We start from the raw sequence: 18,326 nt of genomic DNA, 5'->3' as shown, positions 1-18,326 counted from the left end.
TAACCGGTTAGGTCATGACCATGGGATTCTTGTGGATACCGGAAACGCCGGTCATACCGTCCCATTGGTCTCCGCGACCTTCACGCCAACCGCTCATCCAGTACTCGCGTAAATTAACATCTTGACTGGGACATTCATCACGGGAGCGGCCGATAACACCTGCTTTGTACCCGTGAACATAAGCCCGCTGGAAGCGGTCACGTTTTTGTCGTTTCATTGGCTAACCTCTTTTCATGAAAGCCTTTAATAAGAAATAGTGCACTATGCCTTAGTGGCGTCAGGCTCCTATTTCGAGAGCTAACCTCAAGAGCAGGCAGCCAGCATGGTACTTTTGTCTAGCACTCACGTGCTGAACCGACCAAGCGGCGCCCCAAACAAGCCATAGGTCATAAATGGCCTGGACAAGCAACGCATGCGTTTTTAGTAGCTACTCTCTTATTCTTAGATCAAGATGGGGGCACTTGTCGACCCCCAAATTGTCATAAGATGTAAATACATTTGCCATATATAGGAATATCGCGCGGTTACGCGCTGCCATGACTATGACCGAAACGAGTCAAAACGCCCCCTTGAACCTGTTGGCGACCTGCCCGAAAGGCATTGAAGGCCTGCTGGCCGATGAGCTGGCAGCGCTAGGCGCGACGCCTGGAAAGACCACAGTGGCAGGCGTGTACTTCACCGCCAGCCAAGCCATCGCCTACCGTGTATGTTTGTGGTCACGGCTTGCCAACCGGATAATCCTGCAGCTCGTTCGCGAGCCGATGATTGAAACGCCCGAGCAGTTACGCGATGTCGTTGCCCACATTGCCTGGACCCAGCATTTGGCTGTGGGCAAAACCCTGGCCGTAGATTTTCATGGCCGCAGCGACCACATTCGTCATACCCGGTTTGGCGCGCAAACGGTGAAAGACGGCGTGGTAGATTCGTTGCAGCTTGCCGGGCAAGAGCGGCCATCCATTGATACTAAAACGCCCGACTTGCGCCTGTACGCACATTTGCACCGGGCGAATCTCACGATTGGTATTGACCTCTCGGGCGAGAGTCTTCATCGCCGCGGCTATCGTCGCGATGTAGGCCATGCACCGCTGAAAGAGAACCTGGCGGCCGCGCTACTCATACGCGCGGGCTGGCCCGAGCGAGCCAAGGCTGGCGAGCCGTTGATCGACCCACTGTGTGGCGCGGGCACGCTGCTGATTGAAGCGGCGCTAATGGCCGCCGACCAGGCGCCTAACCTGGACCGCGAACGCTTTGGCTTCAAGGGCTGGGCCGGGCACGATGAAGCGCTCTGGCTTGAGCAAAAGCGCGAGGCCGAAGCGCGTGCTTCTATTGGCCGTAAGCGGTGTAAAACGCAGCTGCTGGGCTTTGACCAAAGCCCAGCCGCGCTTTCTGCGGCGAAAACCAACGCGATGCGCGCAGGCATTCCAGCGCTGATTACCCTGCACGGGCAAAGCCTTGCTCAGCTAACCCGGCCCGAGACGCTCACGGCAACAAGTGGGCTGTTGATCACCAACCCGCCGTACGGCGAGCGGTTGGGGGAACTTCCCGAACTGGTACGCCTTTACGCCCAACTGGGCGAAAAAGCCAAGGCGCTGTTTCCAGGTTGGACGCTGGCAATGTTTACCGGCAACCCCGACTTGGGCCACCGTTTGGGGCTGCGCGCGCACAAGCAGTATGCGTTAAAAAATGGTGCGCTGGATGCCAAGCTGCTGCTGATGGATATCGGCACGTCAGTTGCCAATAATGATGCTCAGGCAGAAGGGCCGCCTGCCGATCAAGCGCCTGCTGCTAGGCAAGCTGCTCCACAGCAAGCGTCGCGTGCTGTGTCCGAAAACGCCCAGATGTTTGCCAATCGTCTGGTCAAAAACCAGAAGCGCCTCAAAAAATGGTTAAAGCAGAGCGGAGAAACCTGCTACCGGCTCTATGATGCCGACATGCCTGAGTTTGCGCTGGCGATTGACCGCTATGGTGACCGTGTACACGTTCAAGAGTACGCCGCACCGAGCTCGATCAACCCGGCTCAGGCACAAAAACGCCTGTTTGACGCCTTGGAAGTGTTGCCTGATGCGTTGGGCGTTGACTCCAGCAAGGTGTATATCAAGCGTCGTGAGCGGCAAACCGGCACCGCCCAGTACCAGAAGCGTGATGCCAGTGGCGAGCGTTTTGACGTGCGCGAAGGCGATGCGCGGTTGTGGGTTAACCTGCGTGACTACCTGGATACCGGGCTGTTCCTGGACCACAGGCCAGTGCGCCGCATGTTGGGTGAAATGGCCAGCGGCAAGCGCTTCTTAAACCTGTTTTGCTATACCGCCACGGCCACGGTGCAAGCCGCGCTGGGCGGCGCCAGCGACAGCGTTAGCGTGGATATGTCCAATACCTACCTTGAGTGGGCAAAAGACAACTTTACGCTGAACGAACTCGACCTGCGCCTGCATCGCGTGGTGCGTGATGACTGTTTCCGCTGGCTGGAAACCGCTAACGCCGAGTTTGACCTGATCTTTATGGATCCGCCGACGTTCTCCAACTCGAAAAAAATGCGCGATACGCTCGACGTACAGCGCGACCACCCACGGTTGGTCGAACTTGCCATGGCGCGCCTCGCGCCTGGCGGAACGCTGGTGTTTTCGAATAATCAGCGTCGCTTCAAGCTTGATGATGCACTTAGCGAGCGTTATGCGGTGGAGGAGGTTACCTCGCGTACCTTCGACCCTGACTTTCAGCGGCGCACCAATATGCATCACGTGTTCCTGCTGCGTCACCGCAGCTAGGGCGTAAGGGCTTGCAGCGGTGATCTCGCTTACGCTCTACACCACGCTGGGTTGCCATCTGTGCGCCCAGCTGGAAGGCCTGCTGGCAGCGCTTGCTAATCAACCGGTGGCGCTGCAACGCATTGAAATCAGTGATTGTCCGGAGTTACTAGCGCGCTATGGCGAGCTTATTCCGGTTGTGGCGGATAGCCAGGGGCATGAGCTGATACGCGGTTTTGAGGTAGAGCGCTTAAGCGCTTGGTTGCGTCAGCGCGGCTGGCTAAGTGAGCACGCGCTAACACGCCTGATGCAACCTGATGAAGCGCCGCCAAAAGGGCGTTATGTTCGCAACGGGCGGCGTTTTCTGGGTGAGTGATGACTTACTGGGGCACTTAAAGCAGGTCAAGCAGCGAAAGCTGGCGCATCGCTTCCTGGCCTTCTGGAGTATGGTCATCAACGTCCAGTACTTTATGAAACCCGCGTGACTTTTGAATGGTCGTCTCATCTTCCAGCCACATCTGAGCCTGCTCAAGCGTGTCGGCCAGTTGATGTTTTAAGCCGCCAAACTGCGTGCCGATTTGCCCCCAGGCGCGACTAAAAATCCAGTCGCCAAACATATCCTGGTGAATATGAACCAGCACATAGTCGTGGTCGGTTTCCCACCTTACGATCACAAGCTTACTCCCACGGTTGTTCTTGACACTGGCTTGCCCATTAGGCACTCCTTGTCCTGAATACTCTTTTCCAATTTGATGCGGCGGACGGTATTGTAAAGCGCGTTATCGCAAACGCCTATCTTTGCTTATGAAGCGTTTTTCTGTGGAGAGGCTTGCCTGTCCTGCGGACTAAAAGGATCACGTTGTGAAGCTGACTGTAGATGCCAATATACCCGCCGCCGAACGCTGCTTTGGTGATTTTGGCTCGATCACCCATCTGCCAGGGCGTGAAATAAGCGCGGCACACGTCAAAGACGCGGATGCGCTGATTGTGCGCTCCATCACCCAGGTCACTGCCGCACTATTGGCAGACAGCGCTGTACGCTTTGTCGGTACCTGTACGATTGGCACCGACCATGTTAATCACGCCGCCCTGGCCGAGCGCGGTATTACCTTTGCAAGCGCGCCTGGTTGCAACGCCGAAGCGGTGGTGGACTATGTGCTCAGCAGCTTGCTAACGCTGGCTGAGCGCGATGGCTGGTCGCTGCTCTCAAAAACGGTGGGCATTGTGGGCGTCGGCAATGTAGGCAGCCGCTTACTTGCCCGCCTTAATGCGCTGGGCGTCAACACACTTGCCTGTGACCCACCCAGAGCAGAGCAGGAGGGCGAGCAGGGCTTTGAGCCGCTGGATACGCTGATCGATCGTTGCGATATTCTCTGCCTGCACACGCCGCTGGTGACAGATGGGCCGCACGCCACGTATCAGCTGCTGAATGCTCAGCGCATCAATGAATTAGCGCCTGGCACGGTATTGCTAAACGCCGGGCGGGGCGACTGTGTTGATGGGTTAGCGCTGCGTGGTCGGTTAGCGGGTAAAGGCGATATTACCGCCGTGCTGGACGTGTGGGAGAGCGAGCCGGACATTGACGCAGGGCTGCGCGACCTGGTGGCACTTGCCACGCCGCATATTGCTGGGCACAGCCTGGACGGCAAGCTGCGCGGTACCTGGATGATTCAGCAAGCGTTAGCCAGCCATCTTGGTACTCCCAACCATGATGCGTTTACCGATATTTGCCCGCTGCCAGCGTTGGCGTCATTGCATTTGCAGGACGCACTGTCGGTCGAGGATGCACTGCGTGTGTGCATGCGTGCCGTGTATGACGTGCGCCGAGACCACGACAGCCTGCAGCGCCAGGCGCTTGTACAGGGTATCAAGCAGGGCTTTGATACCTGCCGAGCCAATTATCCACTGCGCCGTGAATTTGCCACGCTGAACGTGCAGTTATCAGGCAGTGCGGTTGATCTTGAAGCGCCGTTGAGTGCCGCGGGCTTTCACGTCTCGCGGTTATCCTGACGCGTAAAAAGAACAGGCCCGCTTAGCGGGCCTGTTGCGACTAAATACGTTGCGGATGTTGTTTATTGACGGTAAGCGGCTTCTTTTAGCGCACGAATACGGTCATCCAACGGCGGGTGGCTGGCAAAAAGTTGCTCTACCAGCGAGCGTGTTTGGCCTTTGGTGATCGCCATGGCGCGTAGGGTGTCGGGCATTTGGTCCGGCATTTCTGTTTCCGCTTTCAAGCGGGCCAGGGCATTCACCATGGAGCCTGTCCCTGCTAACCGAGCACCGGCCTCATCGGCACGGTATTCACGATAGCGCGAGAACCAGGCAACGATAGCCGACGCCACAATCCCGAACACAATTTCTGCGACAATCACGACCGCGAAGTAACCCATAAAGCCCAGGCCACCTTCGCCGCCGCTGCGGCTTTTAAGAAAGCCATCCACCAACTGCGCCACCACACGGGCAAAGAACATCACAAAGGTGTTCACTACGCCCTGAATCAGCGCCAGCGTGACCATGTCGCCATTGGCGACGTGGCCAATTTCGTGGGCAAGCACTGCGCGCACTTCGTCGGGGCGCATCCGGTTTAACAGCCCGGCGGAAACCGCCACCAAAGCGTCATCTTTATTCCAGCCGGTGGCAAACGCGTTTGACTGCTGGGCGGGGAAGATGCCCACCTCCGGCGTCTTAATGCCGGCCTCGCGGGCAAGTTCAGCCACGGTATCGACAAGCCATTGCTCGGTGGCGTTGGAAGGCGACTCAATAATTACCGTGCCGGTACTGCGTTTCGCCATCCACTTGGAAATAAACAGCGAGATCAGCGAGCCGACCATGCCGAAGATAAAGCAGAAAATCAGCAGGCTGGTAAAGTTGATTCCTTGGCTGCGTAAATAACCCTCAACGCCAAACAGGCGCAGCGTAATACTGGCGACAAGCAGTACCGCCAGGTTGGTGGCTAAAAACAGCACAATTCGCATCATGGTGCAGGTTCTCCCTAAGAGGACGGTAAAGCGTTACTAGAATGCTTGCTTAGATACGTACACGTCGTGGCAGTTTCAAGTCACAGCGCACGTTATTGACGGTAGCGGGACAAGAAATTACCGAACCTGTCCAGGGCGTCGCCCAGCTGATCCGCCCAGGGCAGTGTCACAATGCGCACATGATCAGGTTCTGGCCAGTTAAACGCCGTGCCTTGAACCAGTAGAATTTTCTCTTGAAGGAGCAAATCAAGAACCAGCTTCTGGTCATCTTGAATATTGAAGACCTTGGGGTCCAAACGAGGAAACGCATAGAGCGCGCCCTTGGGCGTGACACAGGAAACGCCAGGAATCGCGTTGAGCTTTTCCACCGTGATGTCGCGTTGAGCCAGTAAACGGCCACCTGGCAGGATCAGGTCATTGATCGACTGATAGCCACCCAGTGCGGTCTGAATGGCGTGCTGGGCAGGCACGTTGGCACACAGACGCATGGAGGCCAGCATGGTTAGCCCCTGGATAAAATCCTTGGCGCGCTGTTTGGCAATCGTGCCAGAAATCGTCATCCAGCCGGAGCGAAAGCCCGCACAGCGGTAGCTTTTCGACAGCCCGTTCATGGTAATCACCAACTGGTCATCGTCGGCCAGAGCGCCGGTCGCGGTATGTTCTACGCCGTCATACAGGATCTTGTCGTAGATCTCGTCAGAGAACACCACCAGATTGTGCTCTTTGGCCACGGCCAATACGTCGCGCACCACGGCCGGTGGATAAACTGCGCCGGTCGGGTTGTTGGGGTTAATCAGTACAATCGCGCGGGTACGGCTGGTGATCTTGGCGCGGATATCGGCAATGTCCGGCGTCCAGTCGGCCTGCTCATCGCACCTATAGTGCACGCCGTGGCCGCCGGAAAGGTGCGCCGCTGCCGTCCATAGTGGATAGTCGGGGGCAGGGATCAGCACTTCGTCGCCATCGTTTAATAGCGCCTGCATGCACATCACAATCAGTTCGGACACGCCGTTGCCGATGTAAATATCTTCGATGCCAACGCCTGGGATTTTCTTGCGCTGGCACTCCTGCATGATCGCCTTACGCGCCGAGTAGAGGCCTTTGGAATCACAGTAGCCTTGTGCCGTGGGCAGGTTGCGCATCACATCCTGCAAAATCTCTTCTGGTGCTTCAAACCCAAAGGGCGCCGGGTTGCCAATATTCAGCTTTAAAATCCGCTGGCCTTCATCCTCAAGCCGCTTGGCATGATCGAGGACCGGGCCACGGATGTCGTAGCAGACGTTATTGAGCTTGTGAGATTTTTTGAGTTCAGTAGCTGACGGCTCGGCGTTTTGTGAGTCCGTATCCTGAAGCTCAGTAGGCGTTTGAAGCTGAGAGGTTTCCATGAGTGATTTATCCAAAAGTGTCCAAAGGCCGTGCGGCGGCGCCGGTCGGTTCATCCATTATGCGTCGGAAAGTGGCTGATTGTCTTCGTCGTTTTGCACAATGGGCGGCGGAATATCGTCTGGTGTTTCCAGCGTTAAACGGCCAAGCTTGCCGTCACGCAGTTCGTGTAACAGCACTTCGGCGCCACGATGTAAATCTACCTCGCCACCCGCGCGCAGGCCGCCCCGTTTACCGGCAATTTCTTTCAGGATGGCATGCCCATCAAACCCGGCGATCGCCAGAAAATCAGGTTTCTTCGGACCGTCAGCGTCCACGTCATTATCGACCGGCACTTCATACGTGGGCAATGCTTTGAGTTTGTAACGTGTGGTCAACTCGTCCGGGTAGCGCTTGGCAAGCTCGGCGCTGGTAACAATACCCACGTCGGTATACTCAATGGCGGTATCGCGAATAGCGCCGCTGGCCGCCAGCCGATAGGCGCTGGCCTGGTCTTCAATCTTGGGCCACAGCACGCCGGGGGTGTCGATCAGCGCCACGCGGCCATCAATACGCACTTTCTGCTGGCGCTTGGTGACCGCCGGTTCGTTACCGGTTTTGGCAATTTTACGCCCAGCGAGGCCGTTAATCAGGGTGGATTTACCCACGTTGGGAATCCCCATCACCATCACTCGAACGTCGCGGTCAGCACGTACGTCACCCGCTAATTCGTGGCAAAGTTTGGGAATCTTTTTTAACTCACGCGTGTTGGTCGTGGTGATCGCGAGCGCCCGGGTATCGTCCTGGGCATCGAAAAAGGCCACCCATTCCGCGGTGCGCTCTGGGTCTGCCAGGTCCGCCCGGGAGAGTATTTTCAGCACTGGCTTATGGCGGGTCAGCTCGGCCAGCATCGGGTTGGCGCTAGAGTAGGGCAGACGTGCGTCGAGTACTTCAATGACCACGTCAATTTCCGGCAGCGCATCCTTTATCTGGCGGCGGGCCTTGTTCATATGTCCGGGGAACCAGCCGAGCATGAGTTTCTCCTACAAGCACAAAAAACGGGCATAAAAAAAGCGAGCAACCATTCTACCAGATGGCGCTCGCCTTGCTGCGATTCGTTAAAGGGGTTAGAGGTAGCGTTTACTCGTCAGGATGAAACTCTAGCGACACCGAGTTAATGCAGTAACGCAACCCTGTGGACGCCGGTGGCCCGTCAGGAAACACATGCCCCAAGTGGGCATCACAGTGAGAGCACACTACTTCTGTGCGCACCATGCCGTGCGTGGTATCGCTATGCTCTTCAACGCAGTTTCTGCCAAGTGGCCTGTCGAAGCTGGGCCAGCCACAACCCGCATCAAATTTGTGCTCGTTTTCAAACAGCGGTGCATGGCAACAAGTGCAGTGGTAAATGCCTTGAGCATCGCTTACCTGGTAGTCACCTGTAAAAGGACGTTCGGTGCCTTTCTCGCGTGCAACCCGGTACTGCTCAGGCGTCAGCTGTTCGCGCCACTGCTCGGGGGATTTTTTAATTTTGGCCATTTTAGTGTCTCCTTGCCCTCTGTGACTTGCAGGCTATCGTACTCTTTTCAATTAAGACAGCGTAGTTAAGAAAGCTGGTACTTACCCGAGTTCAGAAGGTGAATAGGGTGTAGCCACCCGCTTGAGTGGGCGTTAAGTCGTAGCAATGAAAGAGATTGGCGTATAGATAGAAAGCAGAGCGATATCATAGGGCTTGACAGAAATGCGTGCTCTGAGTAATATACGCGCCACCTCGACGAGGCAATGAAACGTCCCATTCGTCTAGTGGTCTAGGACACCGCCCTTTCACGGCGGTAACAGGGGTTCGAACCCCCTATGGGACGCCAATTACATCGTTAAGGTATCGGAGTGCGGGAATAGCTCAGTGGTAGAGCATCGCCTTGCCAAGGCGAGGGTCGAGAGTTCGAATCTCTTTTCCCGCTCCAATTTGGTCGTGTGGTTAAGCAAGTGCAGGTCGAGAGCTGGAACGCCAGCCCGGTCGAATCTCTTTTCCCGCTCCAAAACGTCCCATTCGTCTAGTGGTCCAGGACACCGCCCTTTCACGGCGGTAACAGGGGTTCGAACCCCCTATGGGACGCCAATCCGATGGCGAGAAATTGATTAAGCGGGAATAGCTCAGTGGTAGAGCATCGCCTTGCCAAGGCGAGGGTCGAGAGTTCGAATCTCTTTTCCCGCTCCAATCAATAAAATAGATGTTTATACGTCCCATTCGTCTAGTGGCCTAGGACACCGCCCTTTCACGGCGGTAACAGGGGTTCGAACCCCCTATGGGACGCCATCTAGTAAGTGCATGTTTACATTGCGGGAATAGCTCAGTGGTAGAGCATCGCCTTGCCAAGGCGAGGGTCGAGAGTTCGAATCTCTTTTCCCGCTCCACGTAAACAGCCTTATCTAGCACGGCAAGGGTCGAGAGCTGGAACGCCAGCCCGGCTGATGGCAGTCCCGTCGAATCTCTTTTCCCGCTCCATGTAAACAGTCTCATTTCGTTATCCTTCCTGTTTTACCTTTCCTTCTTGTTATACATATTGCTATCTATCTACCGTCCTTGTTGGCGGCGTTTTGCTGTGCGTGTGTTTTAGAGGCGCGTTTTGAGTGGTGGCTTACGCCCAGGCAGTGCTGCCTGAGCGTAAGCCGGTAATGCCGAGTGCTTAACTGAGGGTGAAGTGATTTACAACGCTGCTAAGCGACTGTGAGCGCTGTTTCAGGTCGTGGGCGGAGTTGGCGGTTTGCTGAACCATAGTGGCGTTATCCTGGGTTGACTGGTCAAGCTGTGCGATGGCCACGTTGATCTGTTCAATCCCCTGGGTTTGCTCATGCGTCGCGGCTGTAATGTCGGCGAACAGGTCATTGATGCGTTGGATCTGTTGGTCAATCTGCTGCATCCGCTCTTTAGCGGTCGTCACCAGTGAGGCGCCGTTATCCACCTGTGCATTGGAGGCGTTAATCAACGTTTTGATCTCGTGAGCGGCGGTTGCCGAACGGTTAGCCAACTGGCGTACTTCACTGGCTACCACGGCAAAACCTCGACCATGCTCGCCCGCGCGGGCAGCTTCAACCGACGCATTAAGGGCCAAAATGTTGGTCTGGAAAGCAATGCTGTCAATCAGGGTAACAATGTCGGAAATTCTGGCGGCTTCAGCGCTAATTTCCTGCATGGAGGTAACAGCCTGGCCAATGGCTTGCTGGCCAAACTGAGAGGTTTCGCCTGCGTTGCGTACAAGTTCCTTGGCTTGTTCCACGTTTTCGGCATTTTGGCGCACCGTCGCGGTCACTTCTTCCATGCTGGCAGAGGTTTGCTGAAGGGCGGCTGCCTGCTGCTCGGTGCGTGATGAAAGCTCCTGATTGCCTGCGGCAATATCGCCAGAGTCATGGTCTACTGCGGTGCTGGTGGCGTGAATTTCCTGCATCGTTGCATGCAGCTTGTCACGCATTTGCTGAATATCGTAAAGCAGGCTGTTGGTATCGTTAGCGCCCAGGCGAACCCTTGCCGTTAAGTCGCCTTGGGCAATACGTGCTACTACCTCTGCCGCGTAGTCAGGCTCGCCACCCAAACGGCGCAGAATCAGCGAGATCATGCCCCAAAAGGCCAGCGTTACCAGTATGCCGCCCACCAGGCCGACTAAAATGGTTTTGGTCAATTGGGCCATAATGGTTTGGCTGATATCGCCCATAAAAATACCGCTGGCAACATACACATCCCACGGGGCGTAGGCTTCGGTGTAAGTATGCACCAGGGGCATTTTGTCGTTGCCGCGGGCGAAGTTAGAGTAGTACTCGGAAAAGCCGTAGCCTGACTCGCGGGCGCTTTCCCGGATCAACGGAAAGATCAGCGTGCCCTTGGGGTCAGTCACCTGGGATAAATCCTGCCCCGTCGGACGTTTGGGGTGGGCAAGCATCTTCAGGTCGCCGCTGAGTGCAAACAGGTAGTTATCATCGACGCCAAAGCGCACATCACGAATGGCTTCAAACGCCTGGGTTTTGGCTTCATCAAGCGAGAGCTCACCCCGCTTGGCTCGCTCATCAAAATGCTCAAGGGTAGAAATGGCAATGTCCACGGCGGTAACCATGCGCTGCTCACGCTCGTGATAGAGCAGCGTTCGGCTTTGTAGGGCATTCACCGTAATCATGATGGCGAGTATCAGCCATAAAACGGCTACGCCAATCAGCCGTTGGCGGCGCAGGGGAAGCGCCGCCAGGCCGCGTCGGGCGGCGGACGTTGAATGCTCGGTAGTAGCGCCTGGTTGGGCAAAGGTAACAGGGGGTTGGGCGATCATGGTGCTCACTATGGCTTTTTCTCGTTTATAAAATACGTGTTCCCTTGAGTGCCGTGCTATTAATAGCGAAAGGGCACGCGAATAATACTAAAGTATTAGCCTGCGTGTCGTGCGCGACAAAACGCCGCGAATACTAATTAAAGTGGATGGATTGTTAGCGGTTTAACGAGATAGCCATAGGCGCCATGTTACGCTGGCTTGAAAAAACGACCGAATGCCCCGATATCGTTGCTTCTCACGTATTTTTTGTGCCCCTATTTTTTTGCTGACAGGACATCTTTATGGCCGAACCGGCATTGTCTATCCGTGGCCTTACCAAGGTGTACGGCAACGGCTTTCACGCGTTAAAAGGGATTGATCTCGACGTCCAGCAGGGCGATTTTTTTGCCTTGTTGGGTCCCAACGGCGCGGGTAAATCCACCACCCTGGGTGTGGTGTGTTCATTGGTGCAGAAGTCTGAAGGCAAGGTGTCGATTTTTGGTATCGACATCGACAAGGACTTCGCCAAGGCCAAGTACCAGCTGGGCGTGGTTCCTCAGGAATTCAACTTCAACCAGTTCGAGAAGGTGCTTGATATCGTGCTGGCGCAAGCAGGCTATTACGGCATGACGCGCCGTGAAGCGCTGCCGCGTGCCGAGCAGTTACTGCGCGACCTGGGCCTGTGGGACAAGCGCAATGGCAACGCTCGCATGCTTTCTGGTGGTATGAAGCGCCGCTTGATGATTGCCCGGGCGCTGATGCACCGGCCCAAACTACTGATTCTGGATGAGCCCACCGCGGGCGTGGATATTGAACTGCGCCGCAGCATGTGGGAGTACATGCGCCGCATTAATCAGGATGAAGGCACCACGATCATTCTGACCACCCACTATCTGGAAGAGGCCGAAAGCCTGTGCCGTAATATCGCCATCATCAATCACGGTGAAATTGTGCGTAACACCAGCGTGCGCGAGCTATTGGCCGAGCTGAATACCGAAACCTTCCTGCTGGATCTCGCCGAGCCTGTCACGGCGCCGCCGGTGATCGAAGGGTTTGAGATCAAGCAGATCGAACCGACGCAACTCTCGCTGGTGATTCATCGCGGGCAGCAGTTAAACGATGTGTTCAGTGTATTAAGCGAGCAGGGCATGCAGGTGGTTTCCATGCGCAACAGCGCTAACCGGTTGGAAGAGATGTTTGTGTCAATGGTAGAGGCGGGCAATACAGCCATCGATCAGCGCGCCGAACCCAACAAGGAGACGCAGGCATGAATGCAACACAAACGCTCGTCGCGCTATGGACGCTCGTACTTAAAGAGATCAAACGCTTTACTCGTATCTGGCCGCAAACGCTGCTGCCGCCTTCGATCACCATGGCGATGTACTTCATCATCTTTGGCAACCTGATCGGCTCGCGCATAGGGGATATGGATGGCTTCTCCTACATGGACTTTATCGTCCCCGGCCTGATCATGATGTCGGTCATCACCAACAGCTACTCGAACGTGGCCTCCAGCTTCTTCTCGAACAAATTTCAGCGTTCGGTCGAAGAGTTAATGGTATCTCCCATGCCCAACTGGGTGATTTTAGCCGGGTTTATCCTCGGTGGCATGGCGCGCGGCTTGGGCGTGGGCCTGATCGTTACTATTGTGTCGCTATTCTTCACACGCTTAACCATCGAGCACCCGCTTTTAACCATCCTGGTGGTGGTGCTAACCTCGGCGCTGTTCTCTATCGGCGGCTTTATCAATGCCCTGCTGGCCAACAAGTTTGACGATATTTCCATTGTACCGACCTTTATTTTAACGCCGCTGACCTACCTGGGTGGGGTGTTTTACTCCATTTCCATGCTGCCCAATTTCTGGCAGGGCGTGTCGATGCTCAACCCGATTCTGTATATGGTGAACGTCTTCCGTTATGGATTTTTGGGCGTGTCGGACATTCCCGTTGGCTGGGCGCTGGCGGCTATTTTGGGGTTTATCGTAGTACTGTTTTTTGCGGCACTGGCCATGCTGGAGCGTGGCAAAGGCATTCGTAGTTAACCGCACGACCGTTTTATCAAGAGAGCGTTACCCTATGGCACACCGCCCCGATACCTTAGAGCACGCGCCCCTGGGGCGCGAATCCGCCTACCCTGAGCAGTACGATGCCGGGCTGCTGTTCCCCATCCCACGCGCCGCCAACCGCGCCCCGCTAGGGATTGAAGAGGGCAAGCTGCCCTTTGTGGGGGAAGATGAGTGGCACGCGTTTGAGGTTTCCTGGCTGAATGCCCGTGGCAAACCCATCGTGGCTGTGGCCCGCTTTCGGCTGCCTGCTGAATCGCCCAGCCTGATCGAATCCAAATCCTGGAAGCTCTACCTCAACAGCTTTAACCAAACCCGTATGGAAAGCCGCGAGGAAGTGCTTGAAACGTTGCAGCGTGACCTAAGCGCGGTAGCCGGTGCACCGGTCAGCGTGGAGCTGCTCGGTGTGGAAGACGCTGAGCTTGCCCCACAGCCGCTCCCCGGCGACTGCCTGGACGACCTGGATATCGAAGTAAGTGATTACACGCCCAGCGCTGCCCATTTGGCGGTAAGCGATGAGGTTGTAGAAGAGACGCTGCACTCGCATTTGCTTAAATCCAACTGCCCGGTGACCGGCCAGCCCGACTGGGGCAGCGTCATGATTCGCTACAAAGGCCCGAAGTTGGATCGCGAAGGGTTACTGCGCTACCTGATCGGCTATCGTCAGCATCAGGATTTTCATGAGCACTGTGTTGAGCACATTTTCACCGACCTGATGCAGCACGCCCAACCTACCGAGCTTCTGGTGTTGGCGCGCTACGTGCGCCGCGGCGGGTTGGATATCAGCCCCTGGCGCGCCACACCGGGCCTTGCGCCGCCAAGCCCGCTGCGTCTGGCAAGACAGTAAGTGACTGCGCTACAGTAGTGCCTAACTGATTGATAGGATGAAACCAAATGGATGGACTCACGCTACTGCACAGCCGTAGCTCAATGGGCAAGCTGGTTGAGCCTGCGCCCACTGCCGAGCAGATGGATGCAATTTACCAAGCGGCCCTGCGCGCCCCGGACCACAAAGAGCTGCGCCCCTGGCGGTTTATTGAGTTCACTGGGGAAGGGCGTACGCGCTTGGGTGAGCTGTTTGCCGAAGCCGAGTTCCAGGAAGACCCTGGTGCCGATGACGACACGCTAAATTCAGCGCGCAAAAAACCGCTGCGCGCGCCGATGATTATCGCCGTGATCGCCAAGGTAACGCCGGACCTGCCCAAAGTGCCCAAAATGGAGCAGGTAATTTCCGCAGGCTGCGCCGCCCATGGCATTTTGCTGGCCGCCCACGCGCAAGGACTAGGCGCCATGTGGCGTAGCGGCAAGTACGCTTTTGACCCCGTGGTACGCAAAGGGCTCTCTCTGGGAGAAGATGACGAAGTCGTCGCGTTTATCTACCTGGGACACCTGGGCGGGCGCCACAAGCCTTTGCCTGCGCATAACGTGGCCGACTTCGTAGAGCGCTGGGCGTAAGGAGACCAACCGCCATGCGCAAACCCGGTGTGCCTCACCCACGCTTGCCGCTGCCCGAAGGCCAGGAAGACCTAGCTGCCTTTCAAAAGTGGCTAAGCGATGCAATCCCCATGGTTGGCGCCCTGGGGATTGAAGAGATGTCGCTGCACAATCAATCGCTCACTTGGCGGCTCGCCCTGGCACCTAACCTGAATGATAAAGGCACCGGCTTTGGTGGCGCGCTAAGTGCGCAAACCACACTGCAAGGCTGGTGCTGGGTAACGCTATGGCTACGCAAGCAGGGCATGGCGCGCGATGTAGTGGTTGCTGAAGCCACGCAGCGCTTTCTGGCCCCGGTAACGGGTGATTACCGCCTGGTATGCACGCCAGCAGAGCCTGACGGTGTTGAGAAGCTCACCAAGAAGCTGGCCGAGCGCGGCAAAGGCCGCATTGCGCTTACCCAACAGCTTTACTGTGGCGATGCGCTCTGCCTGGAAGCCCACGGCAGCTACGCGGTGTTATCGAGCAGCGATACCTGATGGCAAGCCACTGATTCTGAAAAAGGCTTGCTATTTGGCCGCTTAAACCATAGTATATGCGCCGTTCTGTCGCGAAAGGCACAGCCTAAGTGATTGAACCAAAATGTGGAGGGGTGTCCGAGTGGTCGAAGGAGCACGCCTGGAAAGTGTGTAAGTCGAAAGGCTTCGAGGGTTCGAATCCCTCCCCCTCCGCCACAGAATTTGAAAAAGCCCGCTGAGCAATCAGCGGGCTTTTTTGTGTTTGGGATTTGGCAGCCCAGACTTCTTACCTTTGCCTACCTTGGTCTTGTTTTCGTCAATACGAAGGTGACAAGGCTTGCTGGCTTCGTTACTGTTAACTTAAGAATCATGAGCTATCGATGTGGGTCTGATAGCGACCCTGAGCGGACGTGCCGGGAAAAGTGCCAGCACGTTTATTCAATCATAGAACGCGCTGCCTAATACGCTGTTAGGGTTTCATAGCATTTGAATTTAGGGTGACAACTAATGAGTAGTAATGCAGGTGGCGCAGCCACAAATGCAGGAATTGATTTTCAGCAGCGTATATCAGCTCTTTTTATGACGCATATGCTAATGGACTTAGCCTTTATTGACGATCTAGGCATGGAAAGAAACTCCAAAATTCAAAGCTTGCAATTTGAATCAGATGAAGCAATTGATGACCTGGTAGTTAGAACTGATCTGGGAACGGTATATATCCAAGCGAAAAGATCAATCAACTGTTCACAAACTGAAGAATCAGAATTCTCTAAGGTTATTAAACAGTTCGTCAAACAGTATTCTCGCGGAACCTCTGATAATGATAAGTTCGTACTTACAACCTCATCAAAATCCTCGTCAAAAATAACGCGCGACCTAAGAAAAATCACTGAAAGCATAAAGCTAAATGATCGTGGGTTTATTCAAAATCCGCTAAATCAATCTGAACAAAGTGTCTACGATACGCTCAACAACCTTATAGATAGCCACTATTTAATTTCTACTGGTAATGAAATAACTGAGGATATAAAGGCAGATATTTTAAGAAGAATACATATATCTGTAATTGATGTAGAAGCTGGAATGCCTCTTGAAAAAGCTGTAATGATTTTAATTTCTGGAAATTCAGTCGTTTCTGCCGAATTATTGTGGTCAGCATTAATAAGTTTAGGATTGTCATTATCAAAAGAAAGGGCTTCAATAAACAAGCAAGGTCTTGAGGATCGAGTGGGTCGATTTGTTGGGGATCTGAAACAAAGCGATAAAGATATAGCCAAGAAAAAACTGTTTCAGATAGAAACGAAAAGCTCTCTATTTTCTGGTAGAGAGGTGCTTGTAATTGAGTCTTTTGTTAAAGATTATGACTATATGATAGTAGAGTTAATTAGATTTGAAGATGACGGAAGAAAAAGACTTAATTTTTACAATGATAAAGTCGAGCTCCTGAATGGCAGTACATGGAATGTATTGTTTCGTGCTTCTACATATGCAGGGGCTGAGAGATACATAGCTGGTAATTCTGAATTATTTGAGGGTAAAGATTTAGCCATGCTTCAAATAAACTCTGAAGAAGAATTTGATAAGACTCCGATATCGCTAAGTCACTCTGAACTATGCCAGAATATATTTAATGAAAAAGCCAACCCTTTAATGTGTGTCCATTGTGGTGACCCAATATCAGGTGACAAATCTCCTTATATAGAAATTGATGAGCGTGACGCTGAGCACGACGTTGGTTTTTCTCACGATGACTGCCTTTCGCCAATAGATCGAATACTGGGCTTGATAGACTCAGCCCTTTTTAGGGAAAATCCGCATATTAGAAATTTTGATTACGAAACTTGGTATGTCACTGTCTCCAAGGGGCAAGGCTTTTTTGCAGGTATGTCTAACATGCCAAAAGATACATACCCAGTCTATTGGAAGCCAGATTACAGCAATATATCTAGGGGGAAATATTGTGTAAAAATAAATTTGGAGGATGGTAGCTCTAGGTATGTTCATGAGAGAGGACGTGTTGTAAGAGAAACTTTAGCTGGAGCAGAAGAAAAATGCGAATTTTTTAATACCGTGTTCAAAGAAGGCAAAAAAAATAAAGATCCTCATTGTTACACGTCTAAGTCTGAAGCATTTACTACCTACTCTGTTGCTATGAAGAAAAAAGCGGAGGATGAGGATTGCGTATTATGCATAAGTGCAGAAGTAGCTACTTTCACAAATGCCATTAACAAGGCATACAGTGCTTTTGATAACTTTTATGCACCTCTGGTTATATTCTTAGAAAAGGAAAGTGGTCTACCAATAGTCTTAGAAGAAACAATGATTATGATTTCTTCCCCTTTGAACCTTGAAAGCTACTTAACTAACTGGAAGAGAGCTGGTATTGAACTGCCAGATTACACGTTATCAATCATTGAGAGTGATACAGCTTTCGACAAGCTAGTAAGTGAACTAAAGTCTGATGGTATATCTATCATTATTGACCCTGAGGTAGACATGAGGGGGCAGATGACATCAGGCTTGATCATCAAAGACATGAATGAAATCCTCAATGCGTCGGAATGTACCCCAACAAGTTAAGGCACTCGGGCTTGATAAAGCTTCCACATTTTTGTTCCAAAAAAGCCGCCAACTTCATCGAGCCGGTGTTTGAAGTGTTTAAGCGCTATATCAGCGTCGCCTTAAAAACCGCTTTTGGCCGAAACCAGCAAGTTAAAGCATCTACTCAGTGCAATAATAAAATTGTTGGCCGGTAGGCTGTCTCTTCTGATTTCCCCTAACCTACAGAAATGACGCTATAACAAAAAACCGGCCATACGCAGTGACCGGTAAATTTATTATGGCTGGATTAAAACGGTTCAATCATTTTCAGGCGATGTATGTGGTTACGCAAAAGTTATTGAGTAATCAGTGCCGTAACCATTGCATACGTTTTT

General features: G+C 53.7%; 16 protein-coding genes and 7 tRNA genes. 16 read left to right on the top strand and 7 right to left on the bottom strand.

The genetic code is table 11. The features are described from left to right. Positions 1 to 7: 7 nt before the first annotated feature. Complete coding sequence (rmf, locus tag ACT3TJ_RS04005) at positions 8 to 217, bottom strand: ribosome modulation factor (RefSeq protein ID WP_087106179.1); 210 nt, start codon at positions 215 to 217, stop codon at positions 8 to 10. Between the two features lie 325 nt (positions 218 to 542). Between rmf and rlmKL the strand changes: the two genes are divergently transcribed. Both rlmKL and ACT3TJ_RS03995 read left to right on the top strand, forming a co-directional pair. Continuing rightward, positions 543 to 2,765 (top strand): bifunctional 23S rRNA (guanine(2069)-N(7))-methyltransferase RlmK/23S rRNA (guanine(2445)-N(2))-methyltransferase RlmL, encoded by a 2,223-nt coding sequence (gene rlmKL / locus ACT3TJ_RS04000; RefSeq protein ID WP_444621852.1) that lies wholly within the window; start codon positions 543 to 545, stop codon positions 2,763 to 2,765. A gap of 19 nt (positions 2,766 to 2,784) precedes the next feature. Beyond that, the gene (locus tag ACT3TJ_RS03995) at positions 2,785 to 3,120 is read left to right on the top strand and encodes a glutaredoxin family protein (RefSeq protein ID WP_193054847.1); all 336 of its coding nucleotides are present in this window, start codon (positions 2,785 to 2,787) and stop codon (positions 3,118 to 3,120) included. A 16-nt stretch (positions 3,121 to 3,136) separates the two neighbouring features. Here the strand turns inward: ACT3TJ_RS03995 and ACT3TJ_RS03990 are convergent, their stop codons facing one another. Continuing rightward, complete coding sequence (locus tag ACT3TJ_RS03990; protein WP_018916661.1) at positions 3,137 to 3,418, bottom strand: hypothetical protein; 282 nt, start codon at positions 3,416 to 3,418, stop codon at positions 3,137 to 3,139. A 187-nt stretch (positions 3,419 to 3,605) separates the two neighbouring features. On the opposite strand from ACT3TJ_RS03990, the gene pdxB reads away from it, so the two are divergent. Beyond that, positions 3,606 to 4,754, top strand: a complete 1,149-nt coding sequence (pdxB, locus tag ACT3TJ_RS03985; protein WP_444621834.1) for a 4-phosphoerythronate dehydrogenase PdxB — start codon at positions 3,606 to 3,608, stop codon at positions 4,752 to 4,754. Positions 4,755 to 4,816: 62 nt separating this feature from the next. Here pdxB and htpX read toward each other — a convergent pair whose 3' ends face one another. The 4 genes from htpX to msrB all read right to left on the bottom strand — a co-directional run bounded on the left by htpX (position 4,817) and on the right by msrB (position 8,623). Continuing rightward, a complete protein-coding gene (gene htpX, locus ACT3TJ_RS03980) occupies positions 4,817 to 5,722 on the bottom strand; it encodes a protease HtpX (RefSeq protein WP_172117168.1) in 906 nt (301 codons plus the stop codon). 92 nt (positions 5,723 to 5,814) lie between these two features. Next, the gene (locus ACT3TJ_RS03975) at positions 5,815 to 7,107 is read right to left on the bottom strand and encodes a pyridoxal phosphate-dependent aminotransferase (RefSeq protein WP_444621833.1); all 1,293 of its coding nucleotides are present in this window, start codon (positions 7,105 to 7,107) and stop codon (positions 5,815 to 5,817) included. A 57-nt stretch (positions 7,108 to 7,164) separates the two neighbouring features. Next, positions 7,165 to 8,118 carry a ribosome biogenesis GTPase YlqF gene (gene ylqF, locus ACT3TJ_RS03970; RefSeq protein ID WP_172117167.1) on the bottom strand — a complete coding sequence of 318 codons (954 nt, stop codon included), beginning with the start codon at positions 8,116 to 8,118 and terminating at the stop codon, positions 7,165 to 7,167. Between the two features lie 106 nt (positions 8,119 to 8,224). After that, positions 8,225 to 8,623, bottom strand: coding sequence for a peptide-methionine (R)-S-oxide reductase MsrB (msrB, locus tag ACT3TJ_RS03965; RefSeq protein WP_444621832.1), 399 nt, complete (start codon positions 8,621 to 8,623; stop codon positions 8,225 to 8,227). Between the two features lie 250 nt (positions 8,624 to 8,873). Here msrB and ACT3TJ_RS03960 point away from each other — a divergent pair. From ACT3TJ_RS03960 to ACT3TJ_RS03935, 6 genes are all read left to right on the top strand, one after another. Beyond that, positions 8,874 to 8,949: transfer RNA gene (locus tag ACT3TJ_RS03960), tRNA-Glu, on the top strand. A gap of 24 nt (positions 8,950 to 8,973) precedes the next feature. Next, positions 8,974 to 9,048, top strand: a tRNA-Gly gene (locus ACT3TJ_RS03955). A 79-nt stretch (positions 9,049 to 9,127) separates the two neighbouring features. Then, a tRNA-Glu gene (locus tag ACT3TJ_RS03950) sits at positions 9,128 to 9,203 on the top strand. Positions 9,204 to 9,227: 24 nt separating this feature from the next. Continuing rightward, positions 9,228 to 9,302: transfer RNA gene (locus ACT3TJ_RS03945), tRNA-Gly, on the top strand. Positions 9,303 to 9,325: 23 nt separating this feature from the next. Further along, a tRNA-Glu gene (locus ACT3TJ_RS03940) sits at positions 9,326 to 9,401 on the top strand. A 23-nt stretch (positions 9,402 to 9,424) separates the two neighbouring features. Continuing rightward, positions 9,425 to 9,499: transfer RNA gene (locus ACT3TJ_RS03935), tRNA-Gly, on the top strand. 272 nt (positions 9,500 to 9,771) lie between these two features. Here ACT3TJ_RS03935 and ACT3TJ_RS03930 read toward each other — a convergent pair. Then, a complete protein-coding gene (locus ACT3TJ_RS03930; RefSeq protein ID WP_444621831.1) occupies positions 9,772 to 11,397 on the bottom strand; it encodes a methyl-accepting chemotaxis protein in 1,626 nt (541 codons plus the stop codon). A gap of 281 nt (positions 11,398 to 11,678) precedes the next feature. On the opposite strand from ACT3TJ_RS03930, the gene ACT3TJ_RS03925 reads away from it, so the two are divergent. From ACT3TJ_RS03925 to ACT3TJ_RS03895, 7 genes are all read left to right on the top strand, one after another. Beyond that, on the top strand, positions 11,679 to 12,647 hold the full coding sequence (locus tag ACT3TJ_RS03925; RefSeq protein WP_193054851.1) for an ABC transporter ATP-binding protein: 969 nt from the start codon (positions 11,679 to 11,681) through the stop codon (positions 12,645 to 12,647). Continuing rightward, complete coding sequence (locus ACT3TJ_RS03920; RefSeq protein ID WP_444621829.1) at positions 12,644 to 13,417, top strand: ABC transporter permease; 774 nt, start codon at positions 12,644 to 12,646, stop codon at positions 13,415 to 13,417. The genes ACT3TJ_RS03925 and ACT3TJ_RS03920 overlap by 4 nt, the downstream gene beginning before the upstream one ends. A 34-nt stretch (positions 13,418 to 13,451) precedes the next feature. Beyond that, positions 13,452 to 14,285 carry an NADPH-dependent 7-cyano-7-deazaguanine reductase QueF gene (gene queF, locus ACT3TJ_RS03915; RefSeq protein WP_444621828.1) on the top strand — a complete coding sequence of 278 codons (834 nt, stop codon included), beginning with the start codon at positions 13,452 to 13,454 and terminating at the stop codon, positions 14,283 to 14,285. A gap of 47 nt (positions 14,286 to 14,332) precedes the next feature. Continuing rightward, the gene (locus tag ACT3TJ_RS03910) at positions 14,333 to 14,893 is read left to right on the top strand and encodes a nitroreductase family protein (RefSeq protein WP_444621827.1); all 561 of its coding nucleotides are present in this window, start codon (positions 14,333 to 14,335) and stop codon (positions 14,891 to 14,893) included. Between the two features lie 14 nt (positions 14,894 to 14,907). Then, positions 14,908 to 15,411, top strand: a complete 504-nt coding sequence (locus ACT3TJ_RS03905; protein WP_444621826.1) for a YiiD C-terminal domain-containing protein — start codon at positions 14,908 to 14,910, stop codon at positions 15,409 to 15,411. A gap of 107 nt (positions 15,412 to 15,518) precedes the next feature. Further along, positions 15,519 to 15,606, top strand: a tRNA-Ser gene (locus ACT3TJ_RS03900). Between the two features lie 291 nt (positions 15,607 to 15,897). Further along, entirely contained in the window at positions 15,898 to 17,970 is a 2,073-nt protein-coding gene (locus tag ACT3TJ_RS03895) for a hypothetical protein (protein WP_444621825.1), read from the top strand. Positions 17,971 to 18,326: the final 356 nt, after the last annotated feature.

Origin of the sequence: Halomonas sp. AOP30-A1-24 (assembly GCF_052378165.1) — a bacterium.
GTDB classification, from domain to species: Bacteria; Pseudomonadota; Gammaproteobacteria; order Pseudomonadales; family Halomonadaceae; genus Vreelandella; species Vreelandella citrativorans.
This window is presented reverse-complemented; position numbering and strand designations above follow the sequence as displayed.

Excerpts from the sequence above, each read along its gene's own strand:
- htpX (WP_172117168.1), bottom strand. The coding sequence starts at position 5,722 with ATGATGCGAATTGTGCTGTTTTTAGCCACCAACCTGGCGGTACTGCTT.
- ACT3TJ_RS03975 (WP_444621833.1), bottom strand. The coding sequence starts at position 7,107 with ATGGAAACCTCTCAGCTTCAAACGCCTACTGAGCTTCAGGATACGGAC.
- ACT3TJ_RS03930 (WP_444621831.1), bottom strand. The coding sequence starts at position 11,397 with ATGATCGCCCAACCCCCTGTTACCTTTGCCCAACCAGGCGCTACTACC.
- ACT3TJ_RS03920 (WP_444621829.1), top strand. The coding sequence starts at position 12,644 with ATGAATGCAACACAAACGCTCGTCGCGCTATGGACGCTCGTACTTAAA.
- ACT3TJ_RS03910 (WP_444621827.1), top strand. The coding sequence starts at position 14,333 with ATGGATGGACTCACGCTACTGCACAGCCGTAGCTCAATGGGCAAGCTG.
- ylqF (WP_172117167.1), bottom strand. The coding sequence starts at position 8,118 with ATGCTCGGCTGGTTCCCCGGACATATGAACAAGGCCCGCCGCCAGATA.
- rmf (WP_087106179.1), bottom strand. The coding sequence starts at position 217 with ATGAAACGACAAAAACGTGACCGCTTCCAGCGGGCTTATGTTCACGGG.
- rlmKL (WP_444621852.1), top strand. The coding sequence starts at position 543 with ATGACCGAAACGAGTCAAAACGCCCCCTTGAACCTGTTGGCGACCTGC.
- ACT3TJ_RS03925 (WP_193054851.1), top strand. The coding sequence starts at position 11,679 with ATGGCCGAACCGGCATTGTCTATCCGTGGCCTTACCAAGGTGTACGGC.
- ACT3TJ_RS03895 (WP_444621825.1), top strand. The coding sequence starts at position 15,898 with ATGAGTAGTAATGCAGGTGGCGCAGCCACAAATGCAGGAATTGATTTT.
- ACT3TJ_RS03905 (WP_444621826.1), top strand. The coding sequence starts at position 14,908 with ATGCGCAAACCCGGTGTGCCTCACCCACGCTTGCCGCTGCCCGAAGGC.
- msrB (WP_444621832.1), bottom strand. The coding sequence starts at position 8,623 with ATGGCCAAAATTAAAAAATCCCCCGAGCAGTGGCGCGAACAGCTGACG.
- queF (WP_444621828.1), top strand. The coding sequence starts at position 13,452 with ATGGCACACCGCCCCGATACCTTAGAGCACGCGCCCCTGGGGCGCGAA.